This window comes from Maribellus sediminis, assembly GCF_011799805.1.
In the GTDB taxonomy this organism is placed as follows: domain Bacteria; phylum Bacteroidota; class Bacteroidia; order Bacteroidales; family Prolixibacteraceae; genus Draconibacterium; species Draconibacterium sediminis_A.
The window spans coordinates 120,152-137,803 of the sequence record NZ_WXUB01000001.1 but is presented as its reverse complement, the minus strand read 5'-3'; the positions used below and the strand labels follow the sequence as shown (position 1 = coordinate 137,803).

General features: G+C 40.2%; 15 protein-coding genes. 12 read left to right on the top strand and 3 right to left on the bottom strand.

The genetic code is table 11. The features are described from left to right. Nucleotides 1-4: 4 nt before the first annotated feature. The 3 genes from HFD85_RS00530 to HFD85_RS00520 all read right to left on the bottom strand — a co-directional run bounded on the left by HFD85_RS00530 (nt 5) and on the right by HFD85_RS00520 (nt 3,363). Nucleotides 5-418: a nucleoside 2-deoxyribosyltransferase gene (locus tag HFD85_RS00530; protein ID WP_167604653.1), complete on the bottom strand. Its 414-nt coding sequence runs from the start codon at nt 416-418 to the stop codon at nt 5-7. 95 nt (nt 419-513) lie between these two features. Next, complete coding sequence (locus HFD85_RS00525) at nt 514-1,476, bottom strand: mechanosensitive ion channel family protein (protein WP_167604652.1); 963 nt, start codon at nt 1,474-1,476, stop codon at nt 514-516. A 216-nt stretch (nt 1,477-1,692) separates the two neighbouring features. Continuing rightward, on the bottom strand, nt 1,693-3,363 hold the full coding sequence (locus HFD85_RS00520; protein ID WP_240924989.1) for a S41 family peptidase: 1,671 nt from the start codon (nt 3,361-3,363) through the stop codon (nt 1,693-1,695). A gap of 280 nt (nt 3,364-3,643) precedes the next feature. Between HFD85_RS00520 and HFD85_RS00515 the strand changes: the two genes are divergently transcribed. The 12 genes from HFD85_RS00515 (at nt 3,644) to HFD85_RS00460 (ending at nt 17,651) form a co-directional block, all read left to right on the top strand. Continuing rightward, entirely contained in the window at nt 3,644-4,132 is a 489-nt protein-coding gene (locus tag HFD85_RS00515) for a Spy/CpxP family protein refolding chaperone (protein ID WP_167604651.1), read from the top strand. 592 nt (nt 4,133-4,724) lie between these two features. After that, a complete protein-coding gene (locus HFD85_RS00510; protein ID WP_167604650.1) occupies nt 4,725-5,435 on the top strand; it encodes a head GIN domain-containing protein in 711 nt (236 codons plus the stop codon). A gap of 174 nt (nt 5,436-5,609) precedes the next feature. Then, nucleotides 5,610-6,317 (top strand): head GIN domain-containing protein, encoded by a 708-nt coding sequence (locus HFD85_RS00505; protein WP_167604649.1) that lies wholly within the window; start codon nt 5,610-5,612, stop codon nt 6,315-6,317. A 105-nt stretch (nt 6,318-6,422) separates the two neighbouring features. Continuing rightward, nucleotides 6,423-7,796 (top strand): DUF5723 family protein, encoded by a 1,374-nt coding sequence (locus HFD85_RS00500; protein WP_167604648.1) that lies wholly within the window; start codon nt 6,423-6,425, stop codon nt 7,794-7,796. 7 nt (nt 7,797-7,803) lie between these two features. Further along, a complete protein-coding gene (locus tag HFD85_RS00495; protein ID WP_167604647.1) occupies nt 7,804-8,082 on the top strand; it encodes a DUF4834 family protein in 279 nt (92 codons plus the stop codon). 288 nt (nt 8,083-8,370) lie between these two features. Then, on the top strand, nt 8,371-9,909 hold the full coding sequence (locus HFD85_RS00490) for a glycine--tRNA ligase (RefSeq protein ID WP_167604646.1): 1,539 nt from the start codon (nt 8,371-8,373) through the stop codon (nt 9,907-9,909). A gap of 100 nt (nt 9,910-10,009) precedes the next feature. Beyond that, the gene (locus HFD85_RS00485) at nt 10,010-12,586 is read left to right on the top strand and encodes a YfhO family protein (RefSeq protein WP_167604645.1); all 2,577 of its coding nucleotides are present in this window, start codon (nt 10,010-10,012) and stop codon (nt 12,584-12,586) included. 92 nt (nt 12,587-12,678) lie between these two features. Beyond that, nucleotides 12,679-13,713 (top strand): glycosyltransferase family 2 protein, encoded by a 1,035-nt coding sequence (locus tag HFD85_RS00480; RefSeq protein WP_167604644.1) that lies wholly within the window; start codon nt 12,679-12,681, stop codon nt 13,711-13,713. Beyond that, nucleotides 13,697-14,701, top strand: a complete 1,005-nt coding sequence (locus tag HFD85_RS00475; protein WP_167604643.1) for a glycosyltransferase — start codon at nt 13,697-13,699, stop codon at nt 14,699-14,701. Before HFD85_RS00480 ends, HFD85_RS00475 begins: the two co-directional genes overlap by 17 nt. A gap of 42 nt (nt 14,702-14,743) precedes the next feature. Next, nucleotides 14,744-15,739, top strand: a complete 996-nt coding sequence (locus HFD85_RS00470) for an NAD-dependent 4,6-dehydratase LegB (RefSeq protein WP_167604642.1) — start codon at nt 14,744-14,746, stop codon at nt 15,737-15,739. Between the two features lie 2 nt (nt 15,740-15,741). Next, nucleotides 15,742-16,818: a nucleotidyltransferase family protein gene (locus tag HFD85_RS00465; protein WP_240924988.1), complete on the top strand. Its 1,077-nt coding sequence runs from the start codon at nt 15,742-15,744 to the stop codon at nt 16,816-16,818. After that, on the top strand, nt 16,818-17,651 hold the full coding sequence (locus HFD85_RS00460; protein ID WP_167604641.1) for an NAD-dependent epimerase/dehydratase family protein: 834 nt from the start codon (nt 16,818-16,820) through the stop codon (nt 17,649-17,651). Before HFD85_RS00465 ends, HFD85_RS00460 begins: the two co-directional genes overlap by 1 nt. The last annotated feature ends 1 nt before the right edge of the window (nt 17,652 follow it).

The window sequence follows — 17,652 nt, the reverse complement described above, 5'->3', positions numbered from 1 at the left end:
TCGTTTATCCCTCAATAAATGCAGAAATAGCCATTTGTGCTTCTTCGAAAGTCTCATAACGGACCAGTTTAATTTCAGGGCAGCCGGCAATCATTGCTGATAAGTTCTTACCCGATTCGGGTCGAAACAAACAGAGCACCGGTTTTCCGGCTTCAACAGCACGTCCAATTTCGTAACCAACGCCCATTGAAACGGTTGTAACTTCGGCTACCAATACATCGGCAGCCTGCAACCACTCGAGGTCACGGTCGTGGATAAAACGGTCAGTTGGACCGTCATCGCCCAAAGCAGAAAGCGTTTTATCGCCTACATGCTCAGTTAGCACTTCACCAAAGCTTTTGAGGTATTCAATAATTTGATAATATAACTCAGCGTCCTCGCGGCCACCGCGGATAGAGCCTGCAAAATAGATCTTCATTGAATTAATAGAATTGAGTAGTGAGACATGAGTATTGTGATCTTCAGGTTCTCAGGTTATTAGAAGTTTAGAACTTCTTAGAACTTTGCTGTGTTTTAAGAACCTTGTTGCAATTTACCAAATCCACCAATCTTTACACCTGGTTCGCTATCGCTTTGAACCAGTATTCTGGTTTTCGGCAGACTTTCGGGATAATTTTTCTGAAGAAATTCAATCAGTTTTTCGCGGACGAGAACGCGCAGGTCCCAGGCGGTTGACGAATCTTTGGCACTCATCAGCGCACGCACCTCCACACCATTTTGTTTGGCATCGGTTACCTGAAGTACATTTACTTTCTTATCCCATAATGGAGTAGACTCCAATATTCTTGTCAGCTCTCCGCGCATGGCATCGAACGAAACTTTGTAATCGGTGTAAATAAAAACCGTTCCCAGAATGTCGGCCGAAGTGCGGGTCCAGTTCTGAAAAGGTTTTTCGAAAAAATAGGTCGACGGAACTACCAAACGACGCAAATCCCAGATCTTTACAACCACGTAGGTCAAGGTAATTTCTTCGATCCTTCCCCACTCACCTTCAATTACCACAACATCGTCGAGCCGGATAGGCTGAGTAATCGCAATTTGCAAGCCCGCAATAACAGCTCCAATAAATTTCTGGGCTGCAAAACCCACAATAATTCCGGCAACTCCAGCCGAGGCAAACAAACTGATCCCCACTTTCCTCACGTCATCAAACAACATCAGTACAGCGCCAATTGCAATTACGATTATCACCGTGATAAAAACACTTTCAAGAATGTTGAATTGCGTATGGAATTTCCGCGAGCGAAGATTATCCTCTTTCGACGTATTAAACTTCTCAAGAAAAATGCGTTTGATCGTTCGTAATGATGAGCTTAGGATCCAGGCAATGCCGGTGATCATTAAAATCGAACCAATTTTGTCAAATACGGGATACGACGCTTCATTTGTGAAATCGTACTTTTCGAGAAAATATTTCAGAAATACAGAAATAAGCAGTAAAAAAACAGGAAGGATGAATCGTTTAAGGTGCTTCATAATTATTCCAATTTGGTTGTTTTGTGATCCTGCAAGCAGGCCTGTCGATTTTATTTACAAGACGCTTGAAGCCTTTAAATTACAAATTTTAGGCGATTGTGAATTACCGATTTAAAGTAGGCTTTTAAAACCTAACACATACAACCAGAATATGTTGAAGTTTTGACAAAAAAAAGGAGGCTGGCAGCCTCCTTTCAAAAATATATGTCGTAATTGTTAATTCATTGAAATAACCAGTCCCGGCTGAAAGTATCCCGCATAAGCAGTTTCGGAATGCAAAGCCTCGATTGTTTTTTTAATGCCGTCGTCGTCAGTGATAGCGGCACGAATAGCACCTTTTTGATAGTAATACCTTGTCACGATTTCGTCTTCCAGCAGGTCGCTGATCTCGTCGCGGAAACCATTCAGGTCTTTATCGAGATTTGGTTCGAGTTTGGCTTTTAAAGCCTCGAATTCCTCTTTCGCCAGGCCATAGTATTTTTCATCTTTTGCGGTTTCAAGCAGCGTTTCGAAATCGGCCTGCGACTGCGAATCGTAATGGAAATCCGAAGCTTTCACATAGTCGACAAACTGGCTGTAGATATCATCCGTGATTTTAAATTCCTCAGGTGTGGCAATCGATTCGTTTTCGCTGGCATATTTGGTCGCAAAATCGAAAATTTTGAACTGCGTCATCAGCTCAATAGCCAGTGTACTCAGGCTTTCCTGATCCACTTTTAAATCAGGAACAACTCCACCACCGTCGTATACTTTTCGTCCGTGTTTGGTAGTAAATTCTGAAATCAGTGAATCAGGTACATGACCAACACTTCCGTCTTCGTTACGGTGCGAGTAATCCAACGCCTGGATGCAGCGGCCACTCGGAATGTAATATTTTGCGGTAGTAACTTTCAATTTTGTATTGTAGCTCAAATCGCGGGTAGTTTGTACCAGCCCTTTTCCAAATGTTCGCGAACCAACGATAATTCCACGGTCGAGGTCCTGAATAGCACCCGACACAATTTCGGAAGCCGAAGCCGAACCACGGTTAACCAGAACAGCAATTTTAATAGTCGTATCAATAGGCTCGGCAGTAGCCTTGTAAACTTTATCCCATTGCTTTACTTTGCCGCGGGTGCTTACAATTTCTTCGCCTTTCGGAACAAAAAAGTTCACAATCTTTACCGCTTCCATCAACAGTCCACCGGGATTTCCACGAAGATCGAGTACCAGCGCATCCGGATCGTTCTTTTTTAACTCGAGAAATGCATTCTTCACATCCTCACCACAGTTCGCGGTAAAATTCGACAAACGGATATAAGCGGTGTTTTTGTCAAGCATTCCATAGTACGGAACTGCATCGATCGACACTTTCTCGCGAACCACATCAAAAGTTAAAGGCTTTTTCTCGCCCGGACGCTGAATTTTAATCGTTACCGGTTTTTTCGCAGGGCCTTTCAACAGGCTGCTCACATCTTCGGTAGACATTTCCTTTGTGTCTTTTCCCGAAACTTCGAGAATAATATCACCGGCCTTTAATCCCGATTTTTGTGCGGGAAAACCCTCGTAAGGTTCAGAGATTATGATCTTATCTCCTTGTTTTCCGATCAGCGCACCAATACCGGCATATTCTCCGGTAGTCATAAAACGGAAGTCTTCAATCTGGTCTTCCGAAATGTAATTGGTATACGGATCGAGTGACTGCAACATATCGTCGATACTGGTTTTTACCAACTCATTGGGGTTGATCTCATCCACGTAAAACATGTTGAGTTCCCTAAAAAGCGTATGGTAAATGTCCAGGTTTTTGGCAATCTCAAAGTTTTTCTCATCGCGTGTAAAGCTGAAAAACGAAAAGCTTAATACTGCTACCAGAGCTATTCCAATCCAAATTTTTTTCTTCATCATCTTTTCTCCTTTCTGAATTTATTGGCTTTCAATTCAGTTATGAACTGCCAAAAGTAACAATTCTTACCTGATATAAGTTAACAAAACCGACTATTCATTACGTTAATTTATATTAAAAACAGGTGAACTGGTCTTTTAATAGCCCCCTAAGTACATGCTGTTGTTCAGCCAGTTAGGATTCCATAACGTAAAGTTTCAGTATATGATCTTTTTCAACCGTTAAACCTTAAAAAATTAATGCCGTCAAAAAAAACGAATTCAATAACAAAAAATTAAAGTCATGAAAATCAAATTTTTAACACTGGCATTGATTGCCTTTTTTGCAATCGGCAGTGTAAATGCCCAAAATGCTGAAAGAGGAAAACGGGATTTGGAAAAGAAAGGTGAAATGATGAAACGCCACGACCTGAGGGCCGAACGAATGGACAATTTCTTTACCGAAGAACAACAGGAACAAATGAAAGCGCTTCGCCTTGAAACTGCGAAACAGATTAAGCCACTGAAAAACCAGTTGAACGAACTGGAAGCTCGTCAGCAAACACTGACTACCGCTGAAAAAGCTGATATGGATGCCATTTATCAGAACATTGACAAGATTTCAGAACTAAAAGCGGATATTCAAAAAATTATGGCCAAACAACATCAGGAGGTTCGGTCGATGTTGACAGAAGAACAACTTATAAAATTTGATGCCCAAAAGGCAAGGATGAAAGACCGTCCGCAAGATCGTTTCAGAGGTGAACGCCCACCTCGTAACGATCGGGGATAACACGAGGTAGAAGAGGTAGTGAAAAGACTGATCTGTTTTGGATCAGTCTTTTTTGTTTTCAACGAATTTTATTTGTTGGATTAATAATATAAAATCTCAATAATTCCTGCCGGAGGCCTTCATTTTTGTCTTGACACAAAAACGAAGCAAAAAAGGCCAATGCAGGTATGAAGATTCTTCAAAAATTGATGTTAACAAGCCCACTCCTTCCGCCTACATGAAAATGCGTAAAGAAATTTAGGGAATGCAGCGCCCGCCTGAACAACACAGTCGGGCAGGTTTAAAAAGAAAAGCTGTTTGACACTGATCGAGAACAGCGAGCGTCAGTGGAGTTCTTTTCTTTTAGCGTAATTCACCAAATTTTAGCAATTTTCATGTCAGCGGTGGCTTTTTTGAATACTTTTTCAGCTATTGGAAAAAGTATTTCCCGTCTGGAAAGACAATATGTTATTCATAACTAGACGCAAAGCTTTCAAAAAGATATTGAAGATTATTTTGTTTACCGATGAAATTCCTGTGTTCAACGAAAAATTAATCTGTTCGTGGTGCAATCCGCTTAACTTTCAGCTTTAAATCAAACAATTGCGCTAAAATGAAATTCAAAGTATTATTCGCTTTACTTAGCCTCCCGCTTCTATTTACTTCGTGTATATTTTCTCCCACAATTAAAGGCAACGGAAACGTTACAACGAAAGAAAGAGAGCTTGATCAGTTTGATGAGATTAAAGCAAGCCGGGGAATTAATTTGTACCTCACACAGGGTGAGTCAAAGGCTCTTGTTATTGAAGCCGACGAAAACCTGATTGAAGTGATTGAAACCGAAGTGGTCGGCCACGAACTGATCATCCGGTCAACGGCCAATGTAAAAAACGCCAAATCTTTTAAGGTTTTTGTAACTGCGCCTAAATTCGAAGCAATAAAAGGCGTGGCCGGTTGCAATATTTATTCTGAAAATGAAATTTCTGCCGATGAGCTTGAATTAAGAGCCTCAGCAGGATCGAATATCAAACTGGAAATAAACGCTGCAACGGTAGATGCAGCCTCATCGGCCGGATCGAACATTAAGCTTGAAGGACTGGCTGAAGATTTTTACGGACGGGCCAGTTCCGGATCGAACATCAAAGCCGAGGATCTGAAAACAAAGAATGCCGAAGCAAAAGTAAGCAGCGGCGCCAACATTTGGATAAGCGCCGACAAAAGACTGGAAGCCAACGCCAATAGCGGTGGAAATATTTTTTATGCCGGTGATCCCAAAGAAACCGATTTTCATAAATCGTCGGGTGGCAATGTGATAAAAATGTAGGCAGTGTGTAACTTTCAATATTTACCTGCGTCCTTACAGAGATCGACAAAAACAATTCATAAAAATGAAACGAGCTTGTAAAAGTATTTACAATAAAGAGAATCAGTACAAGCAAGTTCCCAGCCTACCGCAGGCAGGCATCGAATACCGCTGAAAATTTTTAACCATAAAGAGATGAAAAAACTTAAAGCAATTCTGCTAATCGCAATGATCGCCATCACCGTTCCGGTTTTGGCAGGCAATAGTGACAAAACCGAAAACCGCAACCTGAGTGGTTTTAATGCCATTTCTGTCTCAACCGGAATCGACCTGTACATTAGCATGGGTAATTCGGAAGCAGTTAAAGTAGTAGCCGACGATGATATTATCGACGACCTGAAAACTGAGGTTGAGAACGGAACCCTTCGCATTTACATGAAAAAGAACAATTGGTTTAACTGGGGTGGCGGAAATGCAACCCGAAAAGTATATGTTACGGTAACCGAACTGGTTTCAATCAAAGCCTCATCGGGCTCCGACGTGGAATCGGAAAATACACTGGATGGTGAAAAACTGGAAATCTCGGCAAGTAGCGGCAGCGATATCGAACTTGATGTACATTACAAAAACCTGTCGCTCGATACCAGCAGTGGTTCTGATGCCGAACTTAGCGGAAAAGTAAAATACCTGAGACTGTCAGCCAGCAGTGGCAGCGACATTGATGCTTCCGACCTTGAATCGGTTTATGCAAAGGTGGATGCCAGCAGTGGTTCCGACATCAGTTTAACAGTTACTGAAGAACTGGAGGCCGATGCCAGCAGCGGCGCCGATATTGTTTACCACGGAAACCCGCAGAAAAAAGACATTGACGAATCGAGCGGTGGCGACGTTAGAGAAAGATAATCTGAAATTCAATAAACTATTAAGGCGGCAAGTTCCGCCTTTTTTTATGTCCTTTTTCAGGTAATCGAATATAAACCATATTTTTGCGTTCATATTTTCAGGCTGATGAAGCAGGCAATAAAAAGCTTATTACTGATTTTAATTTCAATACTGACATTTGCTGTTCCCTGCAAATCGCAGGATGGAAATCCTTTGCAATTCCTTCCCGGCGTCAGTCAGTCATCGTTTTTTGATCCGGCACATCAAAACGAAAGCAAAAAACTGATCATTGGCTTTCCTTTAATCTCAGGAGCTTCCTTCGACTGGAAATCAAATTTTTCGCTCGACTATATTTTCTCGAAAAATTTTACCTACAGCCTTGGGAATTTTTACGACGAACTTGGTGAACCTGGCGATGCTACCGGCACGTTCGATATTCCCATGTTCTACCTCAGTTTGAAAAAGTACGACCACAATTTCAGTTTGTCGATCCGCGATCGCATCTATGCCACAGGTTATTTCGACCACGAAATCCTGAAGTTTTTAGACCAGGGCATTCAACCCTATTACGGGCAAAACCAGGATTTTGGCCCCGTTATTTTTAAAAGCTACTATTTCCGCGAACTTGCTGTGGGTTACGCTTATGAAATCTGGGAAGGATTTTCGGTTGGCGTGCGACCAAAGATTTTATTTGCCCGCTTTTATTATGATGTTACTGAACTGAATTTTGAGGTAACCACCAATGAAGAATCGGAACAATTAATTTTGAAACCAAACGGAAATTACACCCTTTCGGCACCGGTTGAGGTAACTTATATCGAGGAAATAGGAGCTACCAATATCCGACCGAACCCACGACCCAACGATTATTTTTTCAACTTTCACAACCTGAGCCCGGCAATCGATCTGGGAATAAATTATCGGTTCGACAACGGTCTTCAAATTTCAGCAGCGATTCTCGATCTTGGTTACATCGGATTTAAGCACAATACCTACGACGTTGAGTTTACCGATGCGATCAGGTACAGTCGGGATGATTTGTATCAATCGAAATTCCCGGATGAGCCCAACTACAAAGAACCCAAACTGGCAATTCAGGCCTTTAGCGATTCGATCCCATACATCACGACTGCAGGTAAAGTTAGCAAACGTGAGATTGAACGAATTCCCCTGAAATTTACAGCAAGCTTAAAACAAAAACTTACAAACAGCCTGGATTTGGGAGTTTCGGGCCAGCTGACCTACACAAAAAAATACACCGACAATTATATCAGTGGTTTCATGCATACCCAATTGGGTGAAAAAGTTAACCTGGCAGCTACCGTCAGCCTGTTAAACTTTCATAAATTTTTACCCGGAGTGGCGGCCAGTTACACCGGCCGGCGGGCCCAATTCTACCTATCAACCAACAATATCACTGGCTTTGTTGCACCCACTTCAGCAAAATATCTAAATTTGTCGTTTGGTGTGAATTTTTTATTTTCCACCACAGAAAAATAACGCTGAAATGACCTTATTTGTACTATTATACCTGGTTAATTTTCTTCGGACGCTAGTAATCATAGCGCTGATCTATTTTGGCATTCGTGTTTTTACACGCTACATTTTACCTATGCTGGTTGACAAAGGAATTAAGAACATGCAACAAAAAATGCAAGACCGGCAGCAAGGAAATCAACCTCCACGGCGTCCTGAAGGAGAAGTTACCATTGAAGGACAACCTCAACACAAGAAAAACGCTGCCGACAGCAAAGGCGAATACATCGATTTTGAGGAAGTAGACTAGAATTGAAGGACGGAAGGATTGAGGGACTGAAGGATTGGGGGATTGAAGGATTGGGGGATTGAATTGTTAAACTGCTGAATTGTAAAATTGTCAGCGAAAGTCAGGCATATGAGGTGCATGAATACTTCATCTTTCAATCATCAATATTGAATATTTTATTCCCAAATTAATAGAAATTCAATTTTCATTTTAAAAGAATTGCAAAGCTCGCGGCTGGCAGCTTGCAGCTCGCAGCTAAATAAAAAAAATCGTTTACATTTGTGCTTCAATTCAGATAATTAAAGATAGATGGCACAAGAAGATATTTTCAAGAAACTGGTTGCACACTGCAAAGAATACGGTTATGTATTTCAATCGAGCGAAATTTACGATGGTTTGGGAGCAGTGTACGATTACGGACAATACGGAGTTGAGTTAAAAAATAACATCAAAAAATACTGGTGGGACAGCATGGTACTGCTGCACGAAAATGTAGTTGGAATTGATTCGGCAATTTTCATGCACCCGACTATTTGGAAAGCTTCGGGCCACGTTGATGCTTTTAACGATCCGCTGATCGACAACAAAGATTCGAAGAAACGCTACCGTGCCGATGTGTTGATCGAAGACCAGCTGGCGAAGTACGAAGAAAAAATGAACAAGGAAGTAGAAAAAGCTTCCAAACGTTTTGGCGATGCTTTCGATGAAAAGCAATTCCGCGAAACCAACCCGAGAGTACTGGCCAATAAGGAAAAATGGAATACTTTGCACAACCGCTTTTCAAAAGCGTTAAATGATAGCGATCTGGCCGAATTGAAACAGATCATCGAAGACGAAGGCATTGTTTGCCCGATTTCAGGATCAAGAAACTGGACCGACGTTCGTCAGTTTAACCTGATGTTTGCCACCGAAATGGGCTCAACAGCTGACGGTGCACTAAAAGTGTACCTGCGTCCGGAAACTGCCCAGGGAATTTTTGTGAACTACCTGAACGTGCAAAAAACCGGACGTATGAAGATCCCGTTTGGTATTGCACAAATTGGTAAAGCATTCCGTAACGAAATTGTAGCCCGTCAGTTTATCTTCCGCATGCGCGAGTTCGAACAGATGGAAATGCAGTTCTTCGTGCGTCCCGGCAGCGAACTCGACTGGTTCGAAAAATGGAAGGAAACGCGAATGAAGTGGCACCGTGCACTTGGTTTCGGAGACGAGAACTACCGTTTCCACGAGCACGAAAAACTGGCACACTATGCCAATGCCGCAGTTGATGTGGAATACAAATTCCCATTCGGATTCAAAGAAGTGGAAGGAATCCACTCGCGTACTGATTTCGACCTGTCGCAACACGAGCAATATTCGGGTAAAAAGATTCGCTATTTCGATCCTGAACTGAATGAATCGTATGTGCCTTATGTGGTTGAAACTTCAATCGGAGTAGACCGCATGTTCCTGCAGGTTATTTCGGCATCGTATTGCGAAGAACAACTCGAAAAAGATACACGGGTAGTATTAAAATTGCCTCCGGTACTTGCCCCGGTAAAACTGGCTGTTATGCCATTGGTGAAAAAAGACGGTCTGCCTGAAAAAGCCCGCGAGATCATCGACGAACTGAAATTTGATTTCATCTGTCAGTACGACGAAAAAGACTCGATTGGTAAACGCTACCGCCGCCAGGATGCGATTGGAACCCCGTTCTGTGTAACCGTGGATCACCAAACAGCAGAAGACAACACCGTTACGATCCGTTACCGCGACACCATGGAACAGGAACGCGTTGCGATTTCAGAACTTGGAAAAATTATTGGCGAGCAGATAAGTTATAAGAAGTTGTTTGGGAAACTTCAGTAAATCTTTTACTGACCTACATATTAAAATTCCCCTTTGGTAAATGGTAAAGTTTATGCAACTTTATCCGGTAATTTATTATGAAGCTTAAAAACCACAACCCATGAATTTCAAGCCCATTCTTAAAAGTCTTGTTCCGCATGTTTTGGCTGTTTTAGCCATGATCATTGTTTCCTCTGTTTATTTCTATCCGGCCTGGGAAGGCAAAACCTTACAAGGCGAAGATGTTGTTGGAGGATATGGAAAAGGAAGGGAAGCCCGGGATTTCAGGAAATACGAAAACGAAACCGTTATCTGGAACGGATCGATTTTTAGTGGCATGCCAGAATATGTACATGCTAATTACAAAGGGGCATCAACATTAAAAAAAGTCTTCAATATCCCCATGCGATTAGGCATGCCACGGGAAGTGGCCTCCATTTTCTGGTACATGCTGGGCTTTTATATTTTGTTGGTCGCAGTTGGAGTTTCACCCTTGCTATCGGCCGGAGGAGCTATTGCCTTCGCACTTGGCTCGTATAATATAATCATCATTCTTGCCGGCCATTACATGAAGGTATATACGCTGGCACTAATTCCACCTACACTCGCCGGAATTATCCTGATTTTTAGAGGGAAATACCGATGGGGATTCATTCTTACTTCATTTTTCCTGGCCATGCAAATAACCATGGCACACATTCAGATGATCTATTATTTCTTTATTTCTCTGCTGGTATTTGGTATCGTTGAACTGTTTTACCAGATTAAAGAAAAAACACTCAAACAATTTTCGAAGACAGTTCTTGTATTGGTTGTTGCAGCCATTTTGGGTATTGCACCAAACTACTCCCGGTTGATAAACTATTACCTTTTCAACGATCAGTCAATTCGCGGCAGCAGTGAACTAACCATTGGCAACGAGGGAGTAAAAACCGAAAAAGGGCTGGATAAGGACTACATAAACATGTGGAGCAGCGGCGTTGACGAAGCCATGATGGTGATCGTTCCGAATGTAAAAGGAGGATCAACTGCGTCAATAGCACAGGATCGCGAATTGCTAAATTCAATACCTCGCCAGTACCGCCAAACACTTGGAAGTTTTAACCAATACTGGGGCGACCAACCATTTAGCGGTGGCCCGAATTACCTGGGAGTTGTGTTTGTCTTTCTCTTTGTTATTGGTGTTTTCGTAATAAAAGACCGTTTAAAAACCGCCCTGTTAATCCCGGTTATTCTTTTTCTTCTGCTGGCCATGGGAGGAAATCTTTCGTTCTTCACCGATTTGTGGATCGACTATTTCCCGATGTACAATAAGTTTCGAACTCCGGTATCTATTTTGGCGCTGTCAGCTATATTATTAAGCTTTTTTGCGCTTTACTCGGCGTATCAAATAAGTACCGACGACGACTTACTGGCTAAAAAAGCGCAGGTACCCGGTCTCAAAAAAGAACAACCTGTTTACCTGGTTGTTGCTGCAGGCTTTGTACTATTCTTGCTGATTAACATTGCGCTTCCACATTTATTCAACAGCTATATCAGTAATGTTGAGCAAAACCAGATCGTCCAATGGCAGAGTCAACCAAATGTAGGAAACCAGGTCGATCAGCTTATTAACGAACTGGTGGCCTTTCGTATCGGAGTTTTCCGCGCCGATTTGTGGCGGGCTTTGATCCTGGTTGTTTTGGTAACGGCTGCCATATACCTGTTATCAAGAAAGAAATTGTCGAAACAACTGTTTTGGGGAACAATTATCGTTCTGGCAGTATTCGATTTTTGGGGTATAGGACGTCGTTATGTTGGCATCGATCAATTTCACAAAAACAGCCTGGTTGAAGAAACCTATGCTTTATCCAACAACGATCGTCAGATCTATCTGCAGGAAATGAATGCCTCGCCCGAACTTCAGGAAAAATTAAGCGAATACACCGCTAAATTTAATCCAAAAAACAAAGAAGAAGAAGAGGCACTGCTTACACATGTCATTAATAAGTTCACACAGTACCGTGTTTTCAATTTAGCCGGTTCTCCATTCCAGGAAAATGTAACTGCCAACGCCCATAAGTCGATCGGAGGATATCATCCTGTAAAACTCCGGAGGTATCAGGACATGATTGAACAGCACATCGGTAAAATGCACATGCCGGTTTTGAACATGTTAAATGCCAAATATTTTATTACCCAAAACGGTGTTCAAACCAATCCTGCTGTGATGGGAGATGCCTGGTTTGTCGATTCCGTTAAATGGGTTGATAATCCAAACGACGAGATACTCGCATTAAACGATATCGATGTCACCAATACAGCGGTGATCAGGACAACAAACAAAGACAAACTTAAATCAATAGCTGAAGGAAACAGTATTAACGGATCGATAACTCTCGATGATTATTCCCCGGATAGAATGTCGTATACTTCCAGTTCTGACAAAAACGGGCTTGCTGTTTTTTCAGAGGTTTATTACCCCGACTGGAAAGCCTACATCGATGGTAAAGAAGCCGAAATTTACCGGGTGAATTATGTGTTGAGAGGGATCGAAATTCCTCGGGGCGATCATAAAGTAGAATTTGTTTTTCATCCGGGGCATTATTACAATGCAAACCTTTTCTCGCAATACAGTTTCTATATCTTGATTTTAGTTCTGTTAGGTTCCGTTCTTTTCGATGGGTACAAAAGATCCAAAACAAACAGTAGCAAATGAAACGACCATAAGAAAATTTTTCACACAAACGCAGATGATTAAAATTACGGGAGTTACATGAGTTACCATAAAAAATAAACAATTATAAACGAATGAAGTATACCGTTATTGTAGCCGTTTATAATCGCGTTGATGAAGTACAGGAATTGCTTCAATCGGCCGAAAATCTGGAGTTCGACCGCAAAAACTTCGAGCTCCTGTTCGTTGATGACGGATCGAAAGACGGCTTTCAGCAATTTATAGAGCACTACAAATCGGAAAGCGGCTTAAACATAAAGGCCATTTACCAGGAAAACAAAGGCCCGGGAGAAGCGCGAAATAACGCGATGAAAAATGCCCTTGGCGAATATTATATCTATGTGGATTCCGACTGCATGTTTCCCACACACTGGTTAAAGGAGATCGACAAAGAAGTCGTTAAAAGCAACTACGATGCCTTCGGCGGCCCCGATACCTTTCATCCGTCCTTCTCCCCACTTCTAAAAGCCATCAATTATTCCATGACTTCGCTAATCGGGACAGGCGGAACCCGGGGAAGTAAAAAGTCGGTTGGAAAATTCTACCCCAGAAGCTTTAACATGGGCATCCACCGAAAAATATTCGAAAATATTGGTGGAATGAACAAACTGCGCCATGGCCAAGACATGGATTTTTCGCAACGTATATACGACGCCGGATACAAAGTAGGCCTTATCCCCGATGCTTTTGTCTATCACAAGCGCCGGACAAGTTTATCGAAATTTTACCGTCAGATATTTAACTGGGGAGTAGCCCGCATTAACCTGGCACAGAAACATCCTTCGATGTTAAAACCGGTTCATTTACTTCCTGCAATGGTTGTAATTGGACTTGTTGCATTGGCCTTATTTACCTTGCTGGTTCCGTCAACCGCAAAGATATTGTGGTCGCTAACCGGCTTCGGTTTTGCTTTAATTGTGCTATGGGCATTTTTCGAGGCTTTCATGAAATACAAGTCCTTAGCGGCTGCCTTGCTAAGTCCGATAACTTTAAACATCCAGGTTTTTGCTTACGGCTTTGGGTTAATTAAAGCATTGTGGCAAACAAAAGTATTAGGCATGGAAGAAGCTCGTGGATTCGTAAAAGGATACTATGGAAAGAAAAAATAAGGAAAACCTTCTTTTTATTTATAAGAAAAGGAATACGTTTGTTGTTCAGGATATTAATATCCTTCAAAAGGATTACAATTTAAAGGATATCGCATTTTACCCTTTTTCCTCGTCATTTCATATAATGATGAATCTTTTAAAGCAATTTTTTTTCCTGGTCTTCTGGGGATGGAAATATAAAAAAATGTTCATTTGGTTTGCCGATTACCATGCATTTTTACCAGTATTGTTTGCAAAGCTTTTTCATAAATCGGTTTTTGTTGTAAATGGAGGTTATGATGTTAATTTTTCAACCGAATTTAATTATGGTGCAGTCAAGCATCCAATACGTGCCAAACTGGTAAAATTTGTTCTATCAAATGCAACATATTGTATCCCTGTCACAAAAGAATTGATACCTGCCATATTAAGAATTAGTAGTAAAGCAAACATAAAAACAATTCCAACTGGTTATGTCGTTGAGGATTGGCATTATAAGGAAGGAGAAAGAAAGTATTTCGCAGTTACTGTTAGTATTACGAATGATAAAGAAAGGTACCTGGTGAAAGGTATTGACCGTTTTATTGAATTAGCAAATGCAATGCCGGATAAACTATTCCTCATGGTTGGAACGACAAAAGAATTTCTGTCTCATTTGACCAATGTACCTTCAAATTTAGAAGTTTGTTCGCATGTTACACACAAGGAACTCAACAATATTTATCAGAATTCTTTATATTATGCACAGCTCTCAAGAAGTGAAGGGCTCCCAAGTACAATTTGTGAAGCAATGCTTTGTGGAAGTATTCCCGTTGCAATGAATGTTGGAGGAGTAGCAAACTTAGTAGAAAATCATGGAATTTTATTACAGGAATGGAATACCGCAGAAACGATTAAATTATTGACTGAGAACTCCTATAAGGAAGAACAAAGAAGAAAAAACAGAGATTTTATTGTCACAAATTATTCAATAGATAAAAGATATAATGACCTAATGTCGATCATGTAATTAGTTCAATCTTTTTTTTACATAATGACAAAATAAAAAGGCATGAATAATAATAGCCAAAAATTAGTTCTGGTAACTGGCGCAGATGGATTCATCGGGTCTCATTTGGTAGAGGAATTATTAAGCAGAAATTATCGAGTAAGAGCGTTAGCATTATATAATTCATTTAATGATTGGGGCTGGCTTGAATATATTCCTAAAAATGACAACCTGGAAATTGTATCAGGAGATGTTCGGGATTCGAACTTATGCAGAAACATCGTGAAAGGTGTTGACGTAATTTTTAACTTAGCTGCCCTTATTGCGATTCCTTATTCATACGTTGCTCCTGATTCATATGTCGATACTAACGTAAAAGGGGCATTAAATATTTGTCAGGCAGCCAGAGATTTGGGCAACATTAAAGTTGTGCAAATGTCAACATCTGAAGTATACGGAACTGCACAATATGTTCCGATAGATGAAAAACATCCCAAACAGCCTCAATCGCCCTATTCTGCCTCAAAGATTGGAGCAGATGCCATGGCAATGAGTTTTTATAATGCATTTAATTTGCCGGTTGTTATAGCAAGGCCGTTTAATACATACGGCCCCAGGCAGTCAGCACGTGCCATCATACCTACAATTATTACCCAAATTGCTTCAGGGAAGAAGGAAATAATGCTTGGAGATTTAACCCCAACCAGGGATCTGAATTTTGTAACTGATACTTGTAATGGATTGATTGCATTATCCGAAAGTGAACAGGCTGTTGGTAAGGAAGTAAATTTATCATCGAATTTTGAAATTTCGATGGGTGATACTTTAAACATGATTAAAGAAATTATGGGTTCATCCGTCACTTTCGTAACCGATAAATCAAGAATTAGGCCCGGGAAATCGGAAGTTTTCCGGCTTTGGGGTGACAATACTTTGTTAAAGGAATTAACAGGATTTCAGCCAACGCATAGTCTGGAAGGAGGTCTGAAAAAGACAATTGAATGGTTTTCTTTACATGAAAATTTGAATAAGTATAAAACAGATATATATAATGTTTAGCTATGCATTCTGAAAAAGAATATGAACATTTAATAATTGATAGTAAAGAATCGCTTCTTTCAGCTTTAAAAAAGATGGATGAAGAGCGAGTAAAACTATTAATTGTATTTGAAAACAGTAAATATAAATCCCTGCTTAGCATTGGTGATCTGCAAAGGGCGATTATACAAGGAAAAGTTCTCCAGGATGAGGCAATAGAATCATTAAACCGTGAAGATATTGTCTGCTCTGTTTCTGACAACAAAGAAGAAATTAAACAAAAAATGTTAGAGATCAGAGCCCAGTTTATGCCGGTTGTAAATGAGGCAAATGAATTAATTGATATCTATTTTTGGGAAGAAATATTTTCTGAAGAATTTGATGTTTCATCCAAACCAAAACAGAATTTAGCTATTCCGGTGGTTATTATGGCAGGAGGTAAAGGGAGCAGGTTAAAACCGTTAACGAATATTATACCCAAGCCACTCATTCCAATTGGTGAAAAAACAATTATTGAAAAGATTATTGATAATTTTTGCAAGTCGGGTTTATCAAATTTCTATTTGTCGGTAAATTACCTGTCTCATATGATCGAATCATATTTTAATAATTTGCCGGATAAAAATTATAAAATTCAATTTTATAAAGAAGATACACCAAGGGGAACAGCAGGCAGCCTTTCTTTGATAAAAGATCAGATTAAATCCACTTTTTTCGTGTCGAATTGCGACATTTTAATTGATCAGGATTACTCCCAAATATTAGATTATCACAAGAAAAACAAAAACGAAATAACAGCGGTAACAGCAGTGAAAAGTTTTCGGCTTCCTTATGGATCTTTTGTCCTCGACAAAGATGGTTCGGTAAATAATATAACCGAAAAACCGGAGTTTACCTTCCATGTGAATGCCGGAATGTATATTGTTGAACCACACCTACTGGATGTAATTCCCGATGATGGAATATTTCATATTACCGACTTAATGAGTCTGGTCATGAAAAGAAATGGAAAGATCGGTATCTTCCCGGTTAGTGAAAAATCGTGGATGGATATAGGGGAATGGAATTTATATGAACGTTTCTTAAAAAATGATAATTAATGAAGATCGCCATAACAGGTAGTTCCGGTTTTATAGGAACCCATTTAAAAAACAGGCTCCTGCAAAAGAATATTGAAATTATCGAAATTGATATAACCAACGGAATTGATTTGTTAAACTGGCAATTATTAAAGCAGATTGATTCATTTGATTATCTCATTCATCTTGCCGGTAAACTATTTGTTCCGGATTCCTATCAACAATCCTTCGATTTTTACAATACCAATATTACTGGAACCCTTCATGCTCTTGAATTGTGTAAACAGAAGGCTGCTAAAATGATATTCTTTAGCTCTTATGTTTATGGTCAGCCTGAATATTTACCCATTGATGAAAAACATCCGTTAAAAGCATTTAATCCCTATGCCGACACTAAAATAAAAGGCGAAGACTTATGTTATTCATATGCTAACTATTTTAATGTTCCGGTAGTCGTATTTCGTCCGTTTAATATTTACGGTGAAGGCCAGAGTTCAAATTTTTTGATATCAAAAATAATACAACAAACCAAAAACGAATCCAAAATAATTCTTGATGATCCGCGTCCCAGGAGAGATTACATTAACGTATCAGATGTTGTTGATGCTGTAGTTAAAATGATCGACCAAGGTTTTGATGGCTTTGATGTGTTTAATCTTGGTACAGGAATTAGCTATTCGGTAGCAGAAGTTATTGATATAGTGCAAGAAATTGTTGGGAATAAATTTGAATTTACCGGAAAACAGCGAAAAAATGAAGTATTAGACACTGTTGCTAATATAAGTAAAATGAATAAGAAATTGAACTGGATACCGCAGATTAGTTTGAAAGAAGGATTAATGAAGCTGCTCTAAA